Annotated in this window: 27 protein-coding genes; 23 read left to right on the top strand and 4 right to left on the bottom strand. The window is 65.4% G+C overall.

Going from position 1 to position 20,985, the window contains the following annotated elements:
- The first annotated feature begins 1 nt into the window (after position 1).
- The 20 genes from rpsS (at position 2) to IR187_RS02245 (ending at position 10,065) form a co-directional block, all read left to right on the top strand.
- A complete protein-coding gene (rpsS, locus tag IR187_RS02340; protein ID WP_037556370.1) occupies positions 2-277 on the top strand; it encodes a 30S ribosomal protein S19 in 276 nt (91 codons plus the stop codon).
- Positions 277-657, top strand: coding sequence for a 50S ribosomal protein L22 (rplV, locus tag IR187_RS02335; protein ID WP_194953100.1), 381 nt, complete (start codon positions 277-279; stop codon positions 655-657). Before rpsS ends, rplV begins: the two co-directional genes overlap by 1 nt.
- 1 nt (position 658) lies before the next feature.
- Positions 659-1,366, top strand: coding sequence for a 30S ribosomal protein S3 (rpsC, locus tag IR187_RS02330; protein ID WP_088439836.1), 708 nt, complete (start codon positions 659-661; stop codon positions 1,364-1,366).
- A gap of 11 nt (positions 1,367-1,377) precedes the next feature.
- Positions 1,378-1,809: a 50S ribosomal protein L16 gene (rplP, locus tag IR187_RS02325; protein WP_011543081.1), complete on the top strand. Its 432-nt coding sequence runs from the start codon at positions 1,378-1,380 to the stop codon at positions 1,807-1,809.
- 4 nt (positions 1,810-1,813) lie between these two features.
- Positions 1,814-2,017, top strand: a complete 204-nt coding sequence (gene rpmC / locus IR187_RS02320) for a 50S ribosomal protein L29 (protein WP_037556372.1) — start codon at positions 1,814-1,816, stop codon at positions 2,015-2,017.
- A gap of 11 nt (positions 2,018-2,028) precedes the next feature.
- Positions 2,029-2,298 carry a 30S ribosomal protein S17 gene (rpsQ, locus tag IR187_RS02315; protein WP_194953099.1) on the top strand — a complete coding sequence of 90 codons (270 nt, stop codon included), beginning with the start codon at positions 2,029-2,031 and terminating at the stop codon, positions 2,296-2,298.
- Positions 2,299-2,358: 60 nt separating this feature from the next.
- Positions 2,359-2,727 carry a 50S ribosomal protein L14 gene (gene rplN, locus IR187_RS02310; protein WP_011543078.1) on the top strand — a complete coding sequence of 123 codons (369 nt, stop codon included), beginning with the start codon at positions 2,359-2,361 and terminating at the stop codon, positions 2,725-2,727.
- 2 nt (positions 2,728-2,729) lie between these two features.
- Positions 2,730-3,047, top strand: coding sequence for a 50S ribosomal protein L24 (gene rplX / locus IR187_RS02305; RefSeq protein ID WP_194953098.1), 318 nt, complete (start codon positions 2,730-2,732; stop codon positions 3,045-3,047).
- A complete protein-coding gene (gene rplE, locus IR187_RS02300) occupies positions 3,040-3,618 on the top strand; it encodes a 50S ribosomal protein L5 (protein WP_194953097.1) in 579 nt (192 codons plus the stop codon). Before rplX ends, rplE begins: the two co-directional genes overlap by 8 nt.
- A 52-nt stretch (positions 3,619-3,670) precedes the next feature.
- Positions 3,671-3,976, top strand: a complete 306-nt coding sequence (rpsN, locus tag IR187_RS02295; protein ID WP_194953096.1) for a 30S ribosomal protein S14 — start codon at positions 3,671-3,673, stop codon at positions 3,974-3,976.
- A gap of 11 nt (positions 3,977-3,987) precedes the next feature.
- Positions 3,988-4,392 carry a 30S ribosomal protein S8 gene (gene rpsH, locus IR187_RS02290; protein WP_037556380.1) on the top strand — a complete coding sequence of 135 codons (405 nt, stop codon included), beginning with the start codon at positions 3,988-3,990 and terminating at the stop codon, positions 4,390-4,392.
- Positions 4,392-4,925, top strand: a complete 534-nt coding sequence (rplF, locus tag IR187_RS02285; protein WP_194953095.1) for a 50S ribosomal protein L6 — start codon at positions 4,392-4,394, stop codon at positions 4,923-4,925. The genes rpsH and rplF overlap by 1 nt, the downstream gene beginning before the upstream one ends.
- A 3-nt stretch (positions 4,926-4,928) precedes the next feature.
- Entirely contained in the window at positions 4,929-5,282 is a 354-nt protein-coding gene (gene rplR, locus IR187_RS02280) for a 50S ribosomal protein L18 (RefSeq protein ID WP_194953094.1), read from the top strand.
- Positions 5,283-5,284: 2 nt separating this feature from the next.
- Positions 5,285-5,980 (top strand): 30S ribosomal protein S5, encoded by a 696-nt coding sequence (rpsE, locus tag IR187_RS02275; RefSeq protein ID WP_228765490.1) that lies wholly within the window; start codon positions 5,285-5,287, stop codon positions 5,978-5,980.
- 4 nt (positions 5,981-5,984) lie between these two features.
- Entirely contained in the window at positions 5,985-6,170 is a 186-nt protein-coding gene (gene rpmD, locus IR187_RS02270) for a 50S ribosomal protein L30 (protein WP_037515666.1), read from the top strand.
- A complete protein-coding gene (locus tag IR187_RS02265; RefSeq protein ID WP_194953093.1) occupies positions 6,171-6,377 on the top strand; it encodes a DUF1737 domain-containing protein in 207 nt (68 codons plus the stop codon).
- A gap of 53 nt (positions 6,378-6,430) precedes the next feature.
- Positions 6,431-6,958 (top strand): 50S ribosomal protein L15, encoded by a 528-nt coding sequence (gene rplO / locus IR187_RS02260; RefSeq protein ID WP_228765489.1) that lies wholly within the window; start codon positions 6,431-6,433, stop codon positions 6,956-6,958.
- A 236-nt stretch (positions 6,959-7,194) separates the two neighbouring features.
- Positions 7,195-8,568, top strand: coding sequence for a preprotein translocase subunit SecY (gene secY, locus IR187_RS02255; RefSeq protein ID WP_194953092.1), 1,374 nt, complete (start codon positions 7,195-7,197; stop codon positions 8,566-8,568).
- Between the two features lie 49 nt (positions 8,569-8,617).
- Positions 8,618-9,277: an adenylate kinase gene (locus IR187_RS02250; RefSeq protein ID WP_194953091.1), complete on the top strand. Its 660-nt coding sequence runs from the start codon at positions 8,618-8,620 to the stop codon at positions 9,275-9,277.
- A 128-nt stretch (positions 9,278-9,405) separates the two neighbouring features.
- Entirely contained in the window at positions 9,406-10,065 is a 660-nt protein-coding gene (locus tag IR187_RS02245; RefSeq protein WP_194953090.1) for an SRPBCC family protein, read from the top strand.
- Between the two features lies 1 nt (position 10,066).
- On the opposite strand, the gene IR187_RS02240 is transcribed toward IR187_RS02245, so the two are convergent.
- Both IR187_RS02240 and IR187_RS02235 read right to left on the bottom strand, forming a co-directional pair.
- Positions 10,067-10,597 (bottom strand): YceD family protein, encoded by a 531-nt coding sequence (locus IR187_RS02240; RefSeq protein ID WP_194953089.1) that lies wholly within the window; start codon positions 10,595-10,597, stop codon positions 10,067-10,069.
- The gene (locus IR187_RS02235; RefSeq protein WP_194953088.1) at positions 10,594-11,124 is read right to left on the bottom strand and encodes a ubiquinol-cytochrome C chaperone family protein; all 531 of its coding nucleotides are present in this window, start codon (positions 11,122-11,124) and stop codon (positions 10,594-10,596) included. The genes IR187_RS02240 and IR187_RS02235 overlap by 4 nt, the downstream gene beginning before the upstream one ends.
- Positions 11,125-11,305: 181 nt before the next feature.
- On the opposite strand from IR187_RS02235, the gene IR187_RS02230 reads away from it, so the two are divergent.
- Positions 11,306-11,791 carry an outer membrane protein assembly factor BamE gene (locus tag IR187_RS02230; protein WP_194953087.1) on the top strand — a complete coding sequence of 162 codons (486 nt, stop codon included), beginning with the start codon at positions 11,306-11,308 and terminating at the stop codon, positions 11,789-11,791.
- A gap of 153 nt (positions 11,792-11,944) precedes the next feature.
- Here the strand turns inward: IR187_RS02230 and IR187_RS02225 are convergent, their stop codons facing one another.
- Complete coding sequence (locus IR187_RS02225; protein ID WP_194953086.1) at positions 11,945-14,209, bottom strand: NADP-dependent malic enzyme; 2,265 nt, start codon at positions 14,207-14,209, stop codon at positions 11,945-11,947.
- Positions 14,210-14,630: 421 nt separating this feature from the next.
- Between IR187_RS02225 and mutS the strand changes: the two genes are divergently transcribed.
- Together mutS and IR187_RS02215 are read left to right on the top strand one after the other, a co-directional pair.
- Complete coding sequence (mutS, locus tag IR187_RS02220; RefSeq protein ID WP_228765488.1) at positions 14,631-17,294, top strand: DNA mismatch repair protein MutS; 2,664 nt, start codon at positions 14,631-14,633, stop codon at positions 17,292-17,294.
- Entirely contained in the window at positions 17,291-20,050 is a 2,760-nt protein-coding gene (locus IR187_RS02215) for a [protein-PII] uridylyltransferase (protein WP_194953085.1), read from the top strand. Before mutS ends, IR187_RS02215 begins: the two co-directional genes overlap by 4 nt.
- Here IR187_RS02215 and IR187_RS02210 read toward each other — a convergent pair.
- Positions 20,047-20,946 carry a LysR family transcriptional regulator gene (locus IR187_RS02210; protein WP_194953084.1) on the bottom strand — a complete coding sequence of 300 codons (900 nt, stop codon included), beginning with the start codon at positions 20,944-20,946 and terminating at the stop codon, positions 20,047-20,049. The two genes, IR187_RS02215 and IR187_RS02210, sit on opposite strands and share 4 nt — an antisense overlap.
- Positions 20,947-20,985: the final 39 nt, after the last annotated feature.

The raw sequence follows: 20,985 nt of genomic DNA, 5'->3' as shown, positions 1-20,985 counted from the left end.
CATGGCTCGCTCGGTCTGGAAGGGTCCGTTCGTGGACCTCCATCTGCTCAAGAAAGCCGAAACGGCCCAGGACGGCGGCAGCTCTGCCCCGATCAAGACCTGGTCGCGCCGGTCCACCATCCTGCCGCAGTTCGTGGGGCTGACCTTCAACGTCTACAACGGCCGCAAGTTCGTGCCGGTGTCGGTCAACGAAGACATGGTCGGCATGAAGCTGGGTGAATTTGCGCCGACGCGCTTCTTCCCCGGCCACGCTGCCGACAAGAAGGGCAAACGCTAATGGGCAAGGCAAAATCCCCCCGCCGCGTTGCGGATAACGAGGCTCTCTCGGTCGGCACGCAGATTCGCGGTTCGGCGCAGAAGCTGAACCTCGTCGCCGCGCTGATCCGCGGTCGCAAGGTCGAAGACGCGATGAACGTCCTCGCTTTCTCGAAGAAGGCGATGGCTGTCGACGTGCGCAAGGTTCTCGCCAGCGCCGTCGCCAACGCGGAAAACAACCACAACCTCGACGTGGACGCGCTGGTCATCAAGGAAGCCAGCGTCGGCAAGTCGATCTCGATGAAGCGCTGGCACGCCCGCGGCCGCGGCAAGTCGACCCGGATCGTCAAGCCGTTCAGCCGCATCCGCATCGTTGTGCGCGAACAGGAAGAAGAGGCGTAATATGGGCCAGAAGAGCAATCCGATCGGCCTGCGCCTGCAGGTCAACCGCACCTGGGACAGCCGCTGGTTCGCCGAAGGCCAGGACTATGGCCGCATGCTGGTCGAGGATCTGAAAATCCGCCAGTTTGTGTTCAAGACCCTGCCGCAGGCAGCGATCTCGAAGGTCGTGATCGAACGCCCGGCGAAGCTGTGCCGCGTGTCGATTTATGCCGCCCGTCCGGGCGTCATCATCGGCAAGAAGGGCGCGGACATCGAAAAGCTGCGCAAGAAGCTCGGCGAGCTGACGGGCAGCGATGTGTCGCTGAACATCGTCGAAATCCGCAAGCCCGAGGTTGACGCCAAGCTCGTCGGCCAGGGCATTGCCGACCAGCTCGAACGCCGCGTCGCGTTCCGCCGTGCGATGAAGCGCGCGGTGCAGTCGGCGATGCGTCTGGGCGCCGAAGGCATCCGCATCAACTGCGCCGGCCGTCTCGGCGGCGCGGAAATCGCGCGCACCGAATGGTATCGCGAAGGCCGGGTGCCGCTGCACACGCTGCGCGCCAATGTCGATTATGCCGAATCGACCGCGCACACCGCCTATGGCGTGTGCGGGATCAAGGTGTGGATCTTCAAGGGCGAGATTCTGGGCCACGACCCGATGGCGACCGACCGTCTGATGCTCGACGCACAGACGACCGGCGTGCGTCCGGCTCGTGAAGACCGCCGCTAAGGACAACGGACATGTTGCAACCGAAGAAAACCAAGTTTCGCAAGGCTTTCAAGGGCCGCATCCATGGCAATGCCAAGGGTGGGACCAGCCTGAACTTCGGCTCCTACGGGCTGAAGGCGATGGAACCCGAGCGCATTACCGCACGCCAGATCGAAGCGGCGCGCCGTGCGATCAGCCGTGCGATCAAGCGTCAGGGCCGTTTGTGGATCCGCATCTTCCCCGACGTCCCCGTGTCGTCGAAGCCGGCCGAAGTCCGTATGGGCAAGGGCAAGGGTTCGCCGGAATATTGGGCCGCGCGGGTGAAGCCGGGTCGCATCCTGTTCGAACTCGACGGCGTTCCCGGCCCCGTGGCCGCGCTGGCGTTCGAACGCGCCGCGATGAAGCTTCCGATCAAGACCAAGGTGATCGCCCGCCTCGGCGACACCTCGCACCTGGAGGGTTAAGGACATGGCCAAGACCGAAGATTTCAAGGCCAAGACCGACGACCAGCTCGCCGAACAGCTTGGCGAACTGAAGCGCGAGGCGTTCAACCTCCGTTTCCAGGCGGCCACCGGCCAGCTTGAAAAAGCGTCACGCGTCAAGGAAGTGCGCCGCTCGATCGCGCGCATCAAGACGCAGCAGACCGAGCGCGCGCGCTCGGCCGCGAAATAAGGAGACTGTCGATGCCGAAGCGCATTCTGACCGGTACGGTGGTGTCCGACAAGGGCGACAAGACCGTTGTGGTGAAAGTCGAACGCAAGGTGAAGCACCCGCTGTACGGCAAGATCATCCGCCGTTCGAAGAAGTATCACGCCCATGATGAGGACAATGCCGTCAAGGCCGGCGAAACCGTCCGCATCGAGGAAACGAAGCCCATTTCGAAGCTGAAGACGTGGAAGGTGCTCGACAAGGTCGACACCCACAGCAAGCCCGAAACGGCTGCTGACGCCTGAGCTGAGTTTCACGGAACCGCCGGGGCATCCCGGTAGGCCAAACAAGAAGGAAGTGCATCGATGATTCAGATGCAGTCACAATTGGAAGTCGCTGACAACAGCGGTGCCAAGCGCGTCCAGTGCATCAAGGTGCTGGGCGGATCGAAGCGTCGCACCGCCGGCGTGGGCGACGTGATCGTCGTGTCGATCAAGGAAGCCCAGCCGCGCGGCAAGGTGAAGAAGGGCGACGTGCATCGCGCCGTCATCGTCCGCACCGCCAAGGACGTGCGCCGCGCCGACGGGTCGGTGATCCGTTTCGACAGCAACGCCGCCGTGCTCGTCAACAAGAATGAAGAGCCGATCGGCACCCGTATCTTCGGCCCCGTCGTCCGCGAACTGCGCGGCCGCGGCTATATGAAGATCATCAGCCTGGCGCCGGAGGTGCTCTGACCATGGCGAGCAAGATCAAGAAGGGTGACACCGTCGTCGTCCTGTCCGGCAAGGACAAGGGCAAGACCGGCGAAGTGACGCAGGCGCTGCCGAAGGACGGTAAAGTCGTCGTCGCGGGCGTCAACGTCATCACCCGCCACCGCAAGCCGACCCAGCAGAACCCGCAGGGCGGTCTCGAACGCAAGGAAGCGCCGCTGTTCGCGAGCAAGGTCGCACTGGCCGACCCGAAAAGCGGCAAGCCGACGCGCGTGCGCTTTGAAACCAAGGACGGCAAGAAGGTCCGCGTGGCCGTGAAGTCCGGGGAGACGATCAATGGCTGACAACTACACCCCGCGCATGCGCAAGCGCTATGACGATGTGATCGTCAAGGCGATGACCGAGAAATTCGGTTACAAAAATGCGATGGAAGTGCCGAAGATCGAAAAGATCGTGCTCAACATGGGCGTCGGCGAAGCCACGCAGGACAAGAAGAAGGTCGAAGCGGCCGCTGCCGAGATGGAACTCATCGCCGGTCAGAAGCCCGTCGTGACCAAGGCCAAGAAGTCGATCGCCCAGTTCAAGCTGCGCGAAGGCATGCCGATCGGTTGCAAGGTCACCCTGCGCCGCGAACGCATGTATGAATTTCTCGACCGGCTGATCACGATCGCCATGCCGCGCATCCGCGACTTTCGCGGCGTGTCGGCGACCAGCTTCGACGGCCGTGGCAACTATGCCATGGGCCTGAAAGAGCAGATCATCTTCCCCGAGATCAACTATGACCGCATCGACCAGGTGCGCGGCATGGACGTGATCGTCACCACCACCGCTCGCACCGACGAAGAGGCCCGCGAACTGCTCAAGCTGTTCGGCTTCCCCTTCCCGATCGAAGCGCAGGAAAAGGAAGCCGCCTGATTCCCGCAAGGGACCAGGCAGGCTCTTTCAAGAAGGAAAGAGAACTTAAGTCATGGCGAAACTGAGTTCGGTAAACAAGAACGAGCGTCGCAAGCAGCTGGTGAAGAAATATGCCGGCCGTTATGCGAAGCTGAAGGCGATTGCGGCGGATAGCTCGCTCGACGAGAGCGAGCGTCTGATCGCGCGTCTGAAGATGGCGGAAATCCCGCGCAACGGCAACCCGACCCGCATCCGCAACCGGTGCGAGCTGACGGGGCGCCCGCGCGCTTATTATCGCAAATTCCGGCTGTGCCGTATCCAGCTCCGCGATCTGGCCAACAAGGGCCTGATCCCCGGTGTTGTGAAGTCGAGCTGGTAAGGGACTAGAAGATGGCAATGACCGATCCCCTGGGTGATATGCTCACCCGCATCCGCAACGGCCAGCAGGCGAAGAAGGACAGCGTCCTGACGCCCGCCTCGACGCTGCGCGTCCGTGTGCTCGACGTCCTCCAGCGCGAAGGCTATATCCGCGGCTACAGCGAAGAAGCGCTGGGCGCGAAGGGCCAACACAAGGGCATCCGCATCGAGCTCAAATATTTCGAAGGCCAGCCGGCGATCCGCCACGTGGCCCGCGTGTCCAAGCCGGGCCGCCGCATCTATTCGGGCTCGAAAGAGCTGCCGATCGTGCGCAACGGCCTGGGCATCACCATCGTGTCGACCCCGCGCGGTGTCCTGTCGGATGCCGAAGCCCGCGAGCATAATGTCGGCGGCGAAGTGCTGGCGGAGGTGTTCTGATGTCGCGCATTGGTAAAAAGGCTGTGGAGATCCCCAGCGGCGTCACCGCCGCGATCGACGGCGGCCAGCTGTCGGTTAAGGGCCCGAAGGGCACGCTCGCGATGCCGCTCGCCGACAACATCAAATATGAAGTCGGCGACGGCAGCATCTCGGTGCAGCCCGCGAATGACACGCGTGAAGCACGCGCCTTTTGGGGCATGCAGCGCACGCTGGTGCAGAATTTGGTCACCGGCGTGACCGAAGGCTTCACCAAGGTGCTCGAAATCACCGGTGTCGGCTATCGTGCCAACTCGCAGGGCAAGACGCTCAAGCTGCAGCTCGGCTACAGCCATGATGTCGATTTCGCGGTGCCCGAAGGCATCGAGATCAAGACGCCGGACAATACGACGATCGAGATCAGCGGCATCGACAAGCAGCAGGTCGGCCAGGTCGCGGCGGAAATCCGCCGCTGGCGCAAGCCGGAGCCCTATAAGGGCAAGGGCATCAAATATCGCGGCGAGTACATCTTCCGCAAAGAAGGCAAGAAGAAGTAAGCCATGGCACATCTTACCCAATTCGAAAAACGCCGCCAGCGCGTCCGTACCGCCCTTCGCCAGCGCGCCGCCGGGCGTCCGCGTCTGTCGGTTCACCGTTCGGGCCGCCACATCTATGCGCAGCTTATCGACGATGCGGCCGGGCAGACGCTCGCTTCGGCTTCGACGCTCGACAAGGATGTTCGTGGCAAGACCGGCGCGACCACGGCAGCTGCGGCTGACGTTGGCAAGCGCCTTGCCGCTGCCGCCAAGAAAGCGGGCGTGACGCAGGTCGTGTTCGACCGCGGCGGTTTCCTGTTCCACGGGCGCATCAAGGCGCTGGCCGACGCGGCACGCGAAGGCGGATTGGAGTTCTAATCATGGCAGACGAAATTCAGAACGCCGAAGGCGCCCCCGAGGCAGCCACCGAGGGCCAGGCGCCGCGCCGCGGCCGTGGCGGCGGTCGCGACGGCGGACGTGGCGGACGTGACGGTGGCCGTGGTCGCCGCGACGACCGTCGCCCGCGCGACGAGGACGGCGGCGAAGAGCTGATCGAAAAGCTCGTCCACATCAACCGCGTGTCGAAAACGGTGAAGGGCGGCAAGCGCTTCGGTTTCGCCGCGCTCGTCGTCGTCGGCGACGGCAAGGGCCGCGCCGGTTTCGGTCATGGCAAGGCGCGCGAAGTGCCCGAAGCCATTTCGAAGGCGACTGCGGCGGCTAAGAAGTCGATGATCCGCGTTCCGCTGCGCGACGGCCGCACGCTGCACCATGATGGCCGCGGTCATTTTGGCGCCGGTCTGGTCACCGTTCGTTCGGCGCCCGCCGGGACCGGCATCATCGCCGGTGGTCCGATGCGCGCCGTGTTCGAATCGCTCGGCGTTGCCGACGTGGTGACCAAGTCGAACGGCACCTCGAACCCCTATAACATGATCCGCGCGACCTTCGAGGCGCTCGGCGAACAGACCAGCCCCAAGTCGGTCGCGCAGCGTCGCGGCAAGAAGGTGTCGGATCTGATCAAGCGCGGCGGTGCATCCGACCGTGCGGCCGAGGCGGAAGCCGCGGCGGTGACGGAGTAAGACGATGGCCGACAAGAAGATCAAGATCCGCCAGATCGGTTCGCCGATCCGTCGTCCCAAGAGCCAGCGCGCCATCCTGACGGGGCTTGGCCTCGGCAAGATGCACCGCGAGGTCGAACTGGTCGACACCCCGGAAGTGCGCGGCATGATCCGCAAGCTGCCGCACATGGTGGAAGTCGTCGAGGGCTGAATGAAGCTCTACCGCCTGTTGACCGGTCCCGATGACGCCGCCTTTTGTGCGCGCGTCGAAGGGCTGCTCAACCGGGGGTGGCAACTTCACGGCAGCCCGTCGATCACCTGCGTCGACGGTCGGGGCTATGTCGCCCAGGCCATCGTGATGGACAAGGCCGGGGCGTACCCCGGCTTTCAACCGTCGAGTGAAATCGAACCGGACTAGTCCCAAACGGACAGGGCGGTTCCCAGCGCGAACAAAGCGAAAGCGAGTGCAAAATGACGATCAAGCTTAACGAACTTCGTGACAACGCCGGTGCCCGCAAGGGCCGGATGCGGGTCGGCCGCGGTATCGGCTCGGGCAAGGGCAAGACCGCCGGGCGCGGCCAGAAGGGCCAGAAGGCCCGCAGCGGCGTCGCGATCAACGGCTTCGAGGGCGGCCAGATGCCGCTCCACATGCGCATTCCGAAGCGCGGCTTCAACAATATCTTCGGCAAGGATTTTGCCATCGTCAACCTGGGCATGATCCAGAAGCTGGTCGATGCCAAAAAGCTCGATGCCAAGAAGACGGTGGATCACGCCGCGCTCAAGGCCGCCGGCGTTGCCCGCGGCGGCAAGGACGGCGTCCGCCTGCTTGCCAAGGGCGAACTCACCGCCAAGCTGACCTTCGCGGTTGCCGGTGCGTCGAAGGGCGCGATCGAAGCGGTCGAAAAGGCCGGCGGCAAGGTCGAACTTCCCGAAGTCCAGCCGGAAGGCGACGGCAAGAAGGCCAAGCGCAAGGCCGCAGCGACCGCCAAGAACGCTTGATCTAAATTACCCCTCCCGCTTGCGGGAGGGGCAGTGAGACTTGGAAGCTTGCTTCCTGGTCGCAGCGGGGAGGGCGCCTCGGCTTCGCGCTACGCGGACAGGCCCCACCCCAACCCGCCCCTGAAGGGGAGGGAGCTTTAAAGCGGGTCTTTCCCCTTGCGCTTCGTGACCGGCGAACGCACATAGGCGCCGGGTCGCGGGGGGCGCGGTCCGGAATATCCTCGAGGAAAACACCCATGGCCTCTCGCGCCGACCAGTTTGCTTCCAACCTCAATTTCTCGAAATTCGGTCAGGCGACCGAACTCAAGAACCGCATCTGGTTCACGATCGGTGCGCTGATCGTGTTTCGCTTTCTGTCGTTCGTGCCGCTGCCGGGCGTCGATCCGGTCGCGCTGTCGACGTTGTACAGCCAGGCCGCTTCGGGCGGCGTCCTCGACATCTTCAACACCTTCTCGGGCGGCAGCCTGGAGCGCATGAGCATCATCGCGCTCGGCGTGATGCCCTATATTACCGCGTCGATCGTCGTGCAGCTGGCCGCGGCGCTCTCGCCGACGCTCGCCGCGCTCAAGAAAGAGGGCGAAAGCGGGCGCAAGAAGCTCAATCAATATACGCGCTACGGCACGGTGTTCCTCACCGCGATCCAGGGCTATTTCATCGCCGTCGGGCTCGAAACACTCGGCGCCAGCCAGGGCATTGCCGCAGTCGTCGATCCCGGCATGATGTTCCGCGTCGGGGCGGTGATTTCGATCGTAGGCGGCACCTTGTTCCTGATGTGGCTTGGCGAACAGATTACCGCGCGCGGGATCGGCAACGGCGTGTCGCTGATCATCATGGCGGGCATTCTGGCGCAGCTGCCGCGCAGCTTTTCGCAGATGTTCACCCAGGTGCGCGAAGGTTCGATGGGCGGCGGCGTCGTCGTCGCGGTCCTCGTCGGGGCGGTCGCGATCATCGCCTTCATCAGCTTCATGGAACGCGCGCAGCGCCGCGTGCTTGTCCAATATCCCAAGCGCGCGACACAGCGCGGGGTGATGCAGGCCGACCGCAGCCATCTCCCGCTGAAGGTCAACACCGCGGGCGTCATCCCGCCGATCTTTGCGTCGTCGCTGCTGCTGATGCCCGTCACCATCACCCAGATGATGGGCAATAATGTCCAGGGCGACACCGCGACGGGCGACTTCCTGATCACGCTGAACCAGTATCTGGCGCACGGCCAGCCACTCTATATGGCGCTCTATGCCGCGGGCATCATCTTCTTTTGCTTCTTCTACGTCGCGGTGGTGTTCAATCCCGAGGAAACGGCGGACAATCTGAAGCGCCAGAACGGTTTCATTCCGGGCATCCGCCCGGGCAAGAATACCGCAACCTATCTCGATTTCGTCCTGACACGCATCACGGTGATCGGGGCCGCCTATCTGGCAGCCATCTGTCTTGTCCCCGAATATTTCATCGCCAGTTCGGGCCTGCCCTTTGCGCTCGGCGGCACCAGCCTGCTCATCGTCGTCAATGTGACCATCGATACGATCAGCCAGATCCAGAGCCATATGCTGGCGCACCAATATGGCGACCTCATCAAAAAGGCCAAGTTGAAGGGCGGCGTTGCGCGGCGCTGATCGCCCCGCTACGGCAACCGCGACACGGGTTGAGGCAACAGGGGCTTCCATGACGCTGAACATCATTTTGCTCGGACCGCCGGGGGCGGGCAAGGGTACGCAGGCTTCGCGGCTCGAGGACGAGCATGGCATGGTCCAGCTGTCGACCGGCGACATGCTGCGCGCCGCGGTCAAGGCAGGCACTCCGATCGGCGTCCAGGCCAAGGCGGTGATGGACGCGGGCGAGCTCGTCTCCGACGACATTGTCTCGGGCCTGATCGGCGAACGGCTCGACCAGCTTGGCGCCGACGTTTCGGTGATCTTCGACGGCTATCCGCGCACCGCGGCGCAGGCCGACGCGCTCGACATCATTCTTGGCGAGCGTGGTCGCAAGCTCGATCACGTCATTGAACTGCTGGTCGAGGAAGACGCGCTGGTCGATCGCATCACTGGGCGCTTTTCCTGCGCCAGCTGTGGCGCGGGCTATCACGACCGCTACAAGCTCCCGAAGGTGGAGAATGTTTGCGACGTTTGCGGCAGCACCGAATTCAAGCGCCGCCCCGACGATAACGAGGAAACGGTGCGCACCCGCATGGCCGAATATCGCGCCAAGACCGCGCCGATCCTGCCGATCTACGACGCGCGTGGTATTGTCACGCGTGTCGATGGCATGGCGCCGATCGACCAGGTCAACGACGCGATCGAGGCCGTCCTCACGCCTGCTGGCTAGCGCCCACGCTTAATCGTCATTGCGAGGGGCGAAGCCCCGTGGCAATCCGGACCGGTGCAATGCCGCCTTGGACTGCTTCGTTTCGCTCGCATCGACGAAGCCTGGTTGCGGCAAGCGGGGGACCGGTCATGAATTTCAACTCAATATGCGCGAGTGCAGTTTCAGCCGTTGCGGCGCTGACCCTGGCGCCTGCGGCGCACGCCAAGGTTATCGACCAGAGCGACGCGGGGTTCACTGTCGCGCACACCGCGCAGGTTGCGGCGACCCCCGCCGATGTATGGAAAATGCTCCGTACGCCCGACAAATGGTGGTCGAAGGACCATAGCTGGTCGGGCGATGCGGCGAATTTCTGGCTCGATTCGCAGGCAGGGGGCTGTTTTTGCGAAAAGCTGCCCGATGGCGGCGCGGGGGTCGGCAGCGTTCAGCACGCCCGCGTCCTGTTCTCGAAGCCCGGCCAGATGCTGCGTCTGTCGGGCGCCTTCGGGCCGCTCCAGGGCGAGGCCGTAACCGGTACGCTGACCATCCAGATCAAGGAAACGCCGACGGGCAGTGCATTGCGGTTCGACTATGTCGTCGGCGGCTATATGCGCTTCAAGGTCGCCGACATCGCTCCGGCGGTCGACGCGGTGATCGGCGAACAGCTTGCCGGCCTCGCTGCGGCGCTCGGCGGTGCTTTGCCGGCTTCGCGTGACGAAGCGGCGGCGGGGCAAGCGACGCCCGCCAAGGAAACCGGGCTCGATTCTGTCGCCGCCGATCTGGCAAAGGATGATTCGGCGACGCCCGACTGATTTAATTGCCGGGTTTCCCGCGGAGCTTCGCTAGCGCCGCAAAAGGCCCCGCCGCATCTTCGCTCAGCACGCCCTTTTCGGCGAGGATGCGGTCGGCATCGGGGTGACGGGGAAAAGGATCAAGCGCAAGCGACAGCGTTTGCACCGCCGCTTCGCCCAGATCCATGCGATCGCCCTCCAGCGGCAGCAGGTCGCAATCCTCGCTGCTGATCTCGATTTCTTCGTCCGCATCGACCGGTGCGTCGATATCGCGCAGGAATCGCAAGTCGAACGGCTCGCTGAGCGTCGCCGGGACCGGCAGCCCCGTCGCCGCGCACGGCTGGACAATGGCGGCATCCACCGCCCCCTTGGCGCCGATCCCACCCGCCACGGTGCGGATTTCGGCAGTAACGACAAAGTGATCGACCGTGATCAGCGCCAGTCGCTGCGCGATCCGCGCCCGCGCTTCGGCGTCGGCCTCGACCGCCACGGCACGCCCTTGCGCCGCGTCGGCCAGTGTCAGGATCAGCGAAAATTCGGGCGCCGCGCTCACTCTGCGACTCCGCCCAACCGATCGGCGACGACCCGCTCGGCCACCGGCGTCGCCGCCAACGCGGCCCGCAATTTCGCCACCTCGGCCATGACGTGCGCCAGCCCCGCGGCATCGGGTTCGTTGCCGCGCCACAGGTTGCGGACCAGTGCCGCGCGCAGTTCGTCCGATCCGTCGGCGGCGCGGTAGACACCGAGTCGCCCGCCCAGTGCGCCGACCATGCGACCGATCTGTTTGCCGACGACCATGTCGCCGAACCCGATCTGACGCATCTGACCGTCCATGTCGGTGACGAACAATTCGGTCAGCTCGACGCCTGCGCGAGCCTGCGCGGGGTCCTCGTCGATCCGGTGGAGGACCAGCGCCAGCACCAGGCTGACCATATCGAACCGGCCGTCAAGCGTGTCTGGAACACCGCCTGCGGCATACCAGTGCGGCGCGCGCGCGGTGGCGACGACGGCGTTCCACAGCGGTCGGCGCGCCTCGCGCGGATCGGGTTGCGGGCGGAAAAGATTGCGGAGCGAAAACATGCCCACCGCTTAGGCGCAATTGGCGCTGCCGAAAAGAGGCACCGGTCCGCCGCGCCGGTCAGCTTCTGGCAAGCTTGGCGGCGCCACAAGCCGCTTGTGCGTCCCGTCCGCTTGCGGTTAAGAGGCGCGAGAGCGCGCGCCGACCGCCGGAATGCGGCGATCCGGCGCAACGGAGATAATGATGTCGAATTTCAGCCTTTCGCCCGCCGCCTCGCGCGCGCGTCTTCTCGCCCTTGGCCTGCTCGTCGCGGTCGCCACCAGCGGCTGCTCGCAGCTCAAGGGGCGGCAGGGCTATGTTGTCGATCCCCTGCTGACCGACTCGGTCACTGCGGGCGTCGATAACCGCGAATCGGTGGAAAGAACGCTGGGCCGCCCGACTTTTGTCGGCCAGTTCGGCACCAACGAATATTATTATGTCTCGCGCGAAACGCGCCAGCTCGCCTTTGCCAAGCCGCGCCCCGTGAACCAGCAGGTTCTGCGTATCCGCTTCGACGCGGCGGGCAATGTTGCGGCGGTCGATCGCACCGGGCTCGAACTGGTCAGCCGCCTCAATCCGTCGGGTGACAAGACGCCGACGCTGGGCCGCCAGCGCAGTTTCTTTGAAGATATCTTCGGCAATATCGGCGCGGTCGGCGCCCCGGGCGCGGGCGCGCCGAGCGGGCAGTAGGCTTATGCGTTAATCCTCCCTGTCGCGAAGCGATGGGGAGGGGGACCGTCGGCACAGCCGATGGGGGGCCGCGGCCTGTGCGCTATCGCCCCTCCGTCAGCGCTTGGCGCTGACACCTTCCCATGGCTGCGCCACAGGGAAGATTATTAGAAACTACTGCGCGATCCCGCCCGCCGCGAGCACCGCCAGCGTCACCAGATCCGACGCTGGCGACGCCATCGTCGCGACCTGGACCGGATGCTCCATGCCGACGAGCATGGGGCCGATCACCGCGCTGCCGCCCAGTTCGCGCAGCAGTTTCGCGGACAGATTGCCCGATTGCAGCCCCGGCATGACCAGCACGTTCGCCGGACCCGACAGGCGGCAGAAGGGATAGTTCGCCATCACCTTGGGGTTGAGCGCGACGTCGGGCGACATTTCGCCCTCATATTCGAAGGCCGGTTTGCGGGCGTCGAGGATCGCGACCGCGTCGCGGATATTGTCGAGCCAGCTGCCCGGCGGATTGCCGAAGGTCGAATAGGACAGGAACGCGACGCGCGGCTCGTGCCCCATCCGCCGCGCGACCTGCGCCGTGCGTTCGGCGATATCGGCCAGCATTTCGGCGCTCGGCCGCTCGTTCACTGTCGTATCGGACATGAAGATCGTCTGATGCTGGCCGACCAGCACATGGATGCCGAAAGCGGTCTTGCCCTCGGCATGGTCGATTACCCGCCGCACCTCGCGCATCGTCTGCGAATAGGTACGCGTGACCCCGGTGATCATCGCATCGCCCAGCCCGAGTTTGAGCAGCAGCGAACCAAAGATGTTGCGGTCGCGGTTGACCATGCGTTCGACATCACGGCGCAGGTACCCGCGCCGTTGCAAGCGTTCGTACAGGATCTCGACCATTTGCGGCACATGCGGCGAATTGACGCTGTTGTGGACTTCGTAGCTTTCAGGGTCGGCGACCCCCATTTCTTTCAGCTTGTCGCGCAGTCCCTCGCGGCCGACCAGCACCGGGGTGCCATAGCCGCCGTCGCGGAACTGGATTGCGGCGCGCAGCACCACTTCTTCCTCGCCCTCGGCGAACACCACACGCTTGGGGTTCGCGCGCGCCGCCTCATAGGCGAGCGTTAGCACCGACGTCGTGGGGTTGAGCCGTGCGCGGAGCGAGGTGCGATAGGCGCCCAGATCGGCGATCGGTTTCTGCGCGACCCCCGTCTCCATCGCCGCCTTGGCGACCGCGGCGGGCACGATTTCCATCAGCCGCGGGTCGAAGGGCGAGGGGATGATATATTCGGGGCCAAAGCTCGACGCGCGTCCGCCATAGGCCGCGGCGACCTCTTCGGGCACCTGCTGGCGTGCCAGGTCGGCGATCGCATAGGCCGCGGCGATCTTCATCTCCTCGTTGATCGCGGTCGCATGGACGTCGAGCGCGCCGCGGAAGATGAAGGGGAAGCAGAGGACGTTGTTGACCTGGTTCGGATAATCCGACCGCCCCGTCGCAATGATCGCGTCAGGTCTTGCTGCACGGGCGTCGGGGGGCGAGATTTCGGGATCGGGATTCGCCATCGCAAAGATGATCGGCGCCGGCGCCATATCCTTGACCATCTCGGGCTTCAGCGCGCCCGCCGCCGACAGCCCCAGGAACACGTCGGCGCCGACCAGCGCCTCGGTCAGGTCGCGCGCCTCGGTCGGGACGGCGTGGGCGGACTTCCACTGGTCCATACCTTCGGTGCGGCCCTGATAAATGGTGCCCTTGCGGTCGCACATGATGACATTTTCGTGCCGCACGCCCATCGATTTGATCAGCGAGGTGCACGCGATCGCCGCCGCACCGGCGCCATTGACGACGACCTTCACCGTCGAAAGGTCGCGCCCGGTCAGGTAACAGGCGTTGATCAGCCCCGCGGCGGTGATGATCGCGGTGCCATGCTGGTCGTCATGGAAGACCGGGATATTCATCTTTTCCTTCAGCGCCTGCTCGATGATGAAGCAGTTGGGCGCCGCGATGTCCTCCAGGTTGATGCCGCCGAAGCTGGGCTCGAGCAACTCGACCGCATCGATAAAGCGCTGCGGGTCTTCGGTGTCGATTTCCAAATCGATCGAATCAACGTCGGCAAAGCGCTTGAACAGCACCGCCTTGCCCTCCATCACCGGCTTCGAGGCGAGCGCGCCAAGGTTGCCGAGGCCGAGGATCGCGGTGCCGTTCGAAATCACCGCGACCAGATTGCCCTTGATCGTATAGTCATAGGCCGTCGCGGGATCGGCGGCGATCGCCTTCACCGGGACAGCGACGCCGGGCGAATAGGCAAGGCTCAGGTCGCGCTGCGTCGCCATCGGCTTCGACGCGACGATCTCGATTTTCCCGGGCCGCCCATATTCATGGTAAAGCAGAGCCTCGCGGTCCGAAAACTGCACCTTGCTGCCGCTGTCCATCGCTGTTCCCCTTGGTTGAATTTGCCAGACGCGCGCCCGAGCCCATTCCCTAACGTCACCGGCGGCGATTGTAACCGCCAATGTTGTCGAGCGGTGGTCCGATGAACGGCTCCGGTATTTTGCATCCCGGATTGAGCCGGGGATGCCGCATGTCTGGATTCGACCGGTTGCTGCCATAATATCCTCCCCATCGACTTGCGATGGGGAGAGGGATCGCCGCGAAGCGGTGGTGGAGGGGCCGCGAGCGTCAGCGAGCGCTGCGCGCTCAACCCCTCCGTCAGCCCTGCGGGCTGCCACCTCCCCATCGCAAGTCGATTGGGAGGATCTGTCGGTGTCCGCTCCCCACCCCAGAGCGGCCCTTCCACCAGCATCCCCCCACCCCGACCTTGCCATGCCGCGCCCAGTCACTAAGCAGGGTCCGATGCCTGCCGCCGCTCCCAAACCCGCGAACAGCAACGCCGCTGCGTCCGCGGCAACGCCGATGATGGCGCAATATTGGGCGCTGAAGGCCAAGGCCGGCGACTGCCTGCTTTTCTATCGCATGGGCGATTTTTTCGAGCTGTTCTTCGACGATGCCAAGGCCGCGGCCTCGACGCTCGACATCGCGCTCACGTCGCGCGGCGAGCATGATGGACAGCCGGTGCCGATGTGCGGCGTGCCCGCGCATTCGGCCGAATCCTATCTTGCGCGGCTGATCCGCGCCGGGCACCGCGTCGCGATCGCCGAACAGGTCGAAACGCCTGCGGAGGCCAAGGCGCGCGGCGGGTCGAAGGCGCTCGTGGCGCGCGCGATCGTGCGCTTTGTCACCGCGGGGACGCTGACCGAGGAAAGCCTGCTCGAAGGGCGCAGCGCCAACCGGCTCGCCGCGTTCGCCGAAGTTGGCAGCGAGGACGAAGTCGCGATTGCCGCCGCCGATATTTCGACCGGGCGGTTTGAGGTTGTCGCGGTGCGCCGCGAAGCGATCGATGCCGAACTGGCGCGGCTGGCGCCGTCCGAACTGCTGGTCAGCGAAAGCGCGGGCGAACTCCCGATGTCGTCAGCGCGCCAGATCGTGCGGAGACCACCGAGCGACTTTTCGAGTACCGCGGCGCAGAAACGGCTCGAATCCTTCTTCGGCGTCCAGACGCTCGACGGTTTTGGCCAATTTTCGCGCGGCGAAATCGCCGCGATGGGCGCGCTTATCGCCTATCTCGACCATGTCGGCACCGGCGCGCCGACCTTTCTCCAGCCGCCGGTGCGGCATCTTGCGTCGGGGCGCATGGCGATCGACGCCGCGACGCGCGAAAGCCTCGAACTCGTCCGCACCATGGCCGGGACGCGCGACGGCAGCCTGCTCGGCACGATCGACCGCACCGTCACTGCGGCAGGCGCGCGGCTGCTCGCTGACGATCTCGCCAGCCCGCTCACCGACAAGGCAGCGATCCTCGACCGGCTCGACCTTGTCAATGCGCTTGCGCGCGATGCGCTATGGCGCGGCGATCTCCGCGCGGCGCTCCGCGCACTGCCCGACGCCGGACGCGCGCTCGGACGCCTCGTCGCGGGGCGCGGCGGCCCGCGCGACCTGGCGCAGCTGCGCGACGCGCTCGAAGGCGCGCGGCGCCTGCGCGAACGCCTCGCGCGGCGCGCCGACCTGCCGCCCTTGCTCGCGCGCCTGCTTCCCGGCCTCGACGGCCACGGCGCGCTCGTCGACGAACTGACTCGCGCGCTGATCGAAATGCCGCCGATCGATGCCGCGCAGGGCGGCTATATAGCCGAAGGTTACGACTATGCGCTCGACGCGCTGCGCGAAACCGCGCGCGACGGGCGCAAGGCGATTGCGGCACTGGAGGCGCAGTATCGCGACCGCACCGGCATCGCCTCGCTCAAGATCCGCCACAATGGTGTCCTCGGCTATCATGTCGAGGTGCCCGCGAAGCACGCCGACGTGCTGATGGCGCCCGAAACGGGTTTCACCCACCGCCAGACGCTCGCGGGTGTCGTGCGCTTCAACTCCTCCGACCTCCACGAAGCGGCGAGCCGCGTGACGCAGGCGGGCGTCCATGCCGTCGCCGCCGAAGCCGCGCATCTCGAATCGCTCACCGAAGCCGCGACCGCGCGGCGTGAGCAGATCGCCGCCAGCTGCGACGTGCTGGCGCGCATCGACGTCGCCGCGGCGCTCGCCGACCATGCGATGAGCCATAACTGGTGCCGCCCCGACCTGGCCGATACGCCCTGCCTCGATGTTGTCGGCGGGCGACATCCGGTGGTTGAGGCGGCGCTCGCGAAAGCGGGCGAGCGTTTTGTCCCCAACGATCTGTCGCTGTCCGAAACCGACCGATTGTGGCTCGTCACCGGCCCGAACATGGGGGGTAAATCGACCTTCCTGCGCCAGAATGCGCTGATTATCGTGCTCGCGCAGGCGGGTGGTTTCGTCCCCGCGGCTTCGGCGAAGCTCGGCCTCGTCGACAAATTGTTCAGCCGCGTCGGCGCCAGCGACAATCTCGCGCGCGGGCGCTCGACCTTCATGGTCGAAATGGTCGAAACCGCCGCGATCCTCGCGCAGGCGACCCCGCAAAGCTTCGTCATTCTCGACGAGGTCGGGCGCGGTACCTCAACCTACGACGGGCTTGCGCTCGCCTGGTCGGTGGTCGAGGCGGTGCATGAAGTGAACAAGTGCCGCTGCCTGTTCGCGACGCATTACCACGAACTGACGCGCCTCGCCGAAACGCTGAATGCGCTCTCGCTCCACCATGTCCGCGCGCGCGAATGGCAGGGCGAACTGGTGCTGCTCCACGAACTCGCCGACGGTCCCGCCGACCGCAGCTACGGCCTCGCCGTCGCACGCCTCGCCGGGGTACCCGCGGCGGTCGTCAAGCGCGCCGAGGCGGTGCTAGCCAAGCTCGAAGCGGGGCGCGAGAAAACCGGCGGCCTCGCCGCAGGGCTCGACGACCTGCCGCTGTTCGCCGCCACCCTCGCCGCGGCGCCTGCCGAAAAGGCCGACGCGCTGCGCGACGCGCTCTCCCGGATCGACCCCGACGCGCTCGCACCGCGCGAGGCGCTCGACGCGCTTTATGCGCTCAAACGCCTGCTGGCGGACGAGGAATGAGCGACATCTTCGACAAGCTCGAACAGCGCCGCGCGATCATCGATCGCCGCGCTCTCGCCGACCGGCTCGACGCGATCGCCGCCGAAGCGCAGGACGCCGGTGCCCGCCGCCGCGCGATGGTCGCGCTGCTTAAGAGCGCGCTGGACGACGGGCGGGCAGAGATCGAGCGGCGGCTGCTCGCGCACCCCTCGTCGGGCCGCCTCGCCGCCAGCGCCACCGCCTTCCTGATCGACCAGATCGTCCGCCTCAGCCACGACTTCACTGTCGGCCACCTCTATCCTTCGGGCAATAAATCGTCGGGCGAGCGGATCACCCTGATCGCGGTTGGCGGCTATGGCCGCGGCGAAATGGCGCCATACAGCGACATCGACATCGGTTTTCTCACCCCGTTCAAGCAGACGAGCTGGACCGAAAGTGTGATCGAGGCGCAGCTGTACACGTTGTGGGATCTCGGGCTGAAGGTCGGCCATTCCAGCCGCTCGATCGACGAAATGGTCCGCGCCGCCAAGGACGACCTGACGATCCGCACCGCGTTGCTCGAAGGCCGCTTCATCTGGGGCGACCGCGAACTTTATGATCAGGCCTCAGCGCGGTTCGATGCCGAGGTCGTCGCGGGCAACGCGCGCGCCTTCGTCGCCGACAAGCTCGCCGAGCGCGACGAGCGGCACAAGCGCATGGGCGATTCGCGCTATGTCGTCGAACCCAATGTGAAGGAAGGAAAGGGGGGGCTGCGCGATCTCCACACGCTGTTCTGGATCGGTAAGTTCATCCACCGCGTGCGCACCGTGCCCGAGCTCGTTGACGCCGGATTGCTCTCGGCGCGCGAGCTTCGCCAGTTTGCGCGCGCCGAAAATTTCCTGCTCGCGGTGCGCTGCCACCTCCACACCCTCGCGGGCCGCGCCGAGGACCGGCTGACCTTCGATTTCCAGCGCGAGATCGCCGCGCGCATGCAATTCGCCGACCGCCCCGGCAAAAGCGCAGTCGAGCGCTTCATGCAGCTCTATTTCCTCCACGCGAAAAGCGTCGGCGACCTGACCGGCACCTTCCTCGCGCATCTCGACGACCAGATGGCGGCGCGCGGGCGGCGCTTTCTGCCGACGATCCGGCGGCGTCCCGGCAAGCTCAATGGCTTCGTCCTCGACCGCGGCCGCCTCGCGCTGCCCGACGACAAATTTTTTCAGCAGGACCCGGTGCGGCTGGTCGAGATTTTTGCGCTCGCCGACAAGCACGCCCTCGAAATCCATCCGCAGGCGATGCGGCAGGCGCGGCACGAGGCGAAGCTGATCGAGACGCAGGGGGTGCGGCGCAACGCGCGCGCCAACGCGCTGTTCCTCGACGTGCTGACGTCCCCACGCGATCCCGAAACGGTGCTGCGCTGGATGAACGAGGCTGGGGTGTTCGGCCGCTTCGTTCCCGATTTCGGCCGCGTCGTCGCGCAGATGCAGTTCGACATGTATCATCACTACACCGTCGACGAGCATACGATCCGCGCCATCGGCCTGCTGTCCGATATCGAACAGGGGCGGCTCAAGGACGATCATCCGCTGTCGACCGCGATCATGGACCAGATCCATTCGCGCCGCGTCGTCTATGTCGCGGTGCTGCTGCACGATATCGCCAAGGGGCGCGGCGGCGACCATAGTGTGCTCGGCGCCGAACTCGCGCTGCGCGTCTGCCCGCGGCTGGGGCTGAGCGAGGCGGAGACCGAGACCGTCTCGTGGCTCGTGCGCTATCATCTCCTCATGTCGGCGACCGCATTCAAACGCGACCTCGCCGATTTCAAGACGATCCTCGACTTCGCCGGACAAGTGCAAAGCCCCGAACGCCTCCGCCTGCTCCTCGTCCTCACCGTCGTCGATATTCGCGCGGTCGGGCCCGGGGTATGGAACAGCTGGAAACGGCAGTTGCTCACCGAACTCTACGACGCCGCCGAAGAAGTGCTGCGCCTCGGCCACAAGCAAAAGGGCCGCGAACAACGCATCGCCAGCAAGAAGGAAGCGGTCGCGGCGCAATTCGGCTTCGACCAGAAAACCTTCGACAAGGTCGCAAAGCGCCTGCCCGAAAGCTATTGGATCGCCGAGCCGGTCGAGGTCATCGCCGCCAATCTCGTCCATATCCGGCAGGCGGGCGACGCGCCGCTGCACATCGCCGCGGTCCCCGACGACGATCGCGGCGCGACCTTGGTGATGGTGCTTGCCGCCGACCATCCGGGGCTCTTCTATCGCATCGCGGGGGGCATTCACCTGGCCGGCGGCAACATCATCGACGCGCGTATCCACACGACGCGCGACGGTCTCGCGCTCGACAATTTTCTGGTGCAGGACCCGATCGGTCGCCCGTTCGACGAGCCGGGGCAGATCGGCCGACTGACCCGCGCGATCGAGGACGCGCTCGCCAACCGCCAGAAACTGCTCCCCAAACTCGAAGCCCGCGCCCTCCCGCGCACCCGCGCCGAAGCTTTCCGCATCGCCCCCAATGTCTTCGTCGATAACAAGGCATCGAACCGCTTCACCGTGATCGAGGTCAACGCACAGGACCGCCCCGCGCTGCTCAACCAGCTCGCCTATGCGCTGTTCCAGTCGAAGGTGACGGTCCACAGCGCCCACGTCGCCACCTATGGCGAACGCGCGGTCGATACCTTCTATGTCACCGACCTGATCGGCGACAAGATCGACAGCGCAGCGCGGGTGAAGTCGCTGGAGAAACGCTTGCTCGAAGCGGCGACGAGCGCGAGCGAGGAGGCGGTGGCGGCTTAGGTCTTGCGCCCCAGCTCGCGTGCCAGCGCCAGAAACGCCGCCAGAGCGGCTGAAGGATGACGGCGGTCCGGATAATAGAGCGCGACCCCCGGAAACGCTGGGGTCCAGTCGTCGAGCAGGCGGACGAGCCGCCCCGCCTCGATGTCGGCGATCACATCCTGTTCGAAAAAGAATCCGACCCCCACACCCGCAACCACCGCCGCGCGCGCGATCGTCACATCGTCGATGGTCATCGGGCCGCTCACGTCGATCTGTGCCGTCTCGGCGCCATTCTCGAAATACCAGCGATAAAGCCCGCCGTCGGGCAGGCGCACGCGGATGCAGGCATGGGTGGCAAGATCGGTGGGAACACGCGGCGGCGCATGCGCAGCAAGATAGTCGGGCGACGCGACGACGGCAAAACGCTGCGCTTCGCCCAGCGACAGCGCGATCATGTCGGTGGGGACCAGTGACTCGACCCGCACCCCCAGATCGAACCCTTCCGCGACAATATCGACCAGCCGCCCGTCAGCCACCACATCGACATGCACGTCCGGGTAGCGACGCGTATAGTCCAGGATCAGCGCCGCCAGCGCCGATCGCGCCGCAAACGGCGGCGCGTTGATACGCAGCGTCCCCGATGGCGTTTCGCCGCGCGCCCGGACAATCTCGATCGCCTCGCGAACGTCGAGCAGCGACGGGCCGATCCGATCGACGAAAATATGGCCCGCGTCGGTCAGCGCGACGCTGCGCGTGGTGCGGTTGAACAACCGCACGCCCAGTTCGGCCTCGATCCGCGCGATCATGTGGCTGAGCGCGGTCGTCGACAGGCCAAGGTCAACGGCCGCCTGCCGGAACGATCCGCGCCGCGCAACCGCTAGCACGGCGTCAAAATCGCGCAGTGCAAGTTGTGTCATTATCCCGATTTCTTCATCAGAACATCCAACATTAGCCCA

Origin of the sequence: Sphingopyxis solisilvae, assembly GCF_015475875.1 — a bacterium.
GTDB classification, from domain to species: Bacteria; Pseudomonadota; Alphaproteobacteria; order Sphingomonadales; family Sphingomonadaceae; genus Sphingopyxis; species Sphingopyxis solisilvae.
Note: the sequence above shows the minus strand (reverse complement) of the source record. Positions and strands in the feature narration are given on the sequence as shown.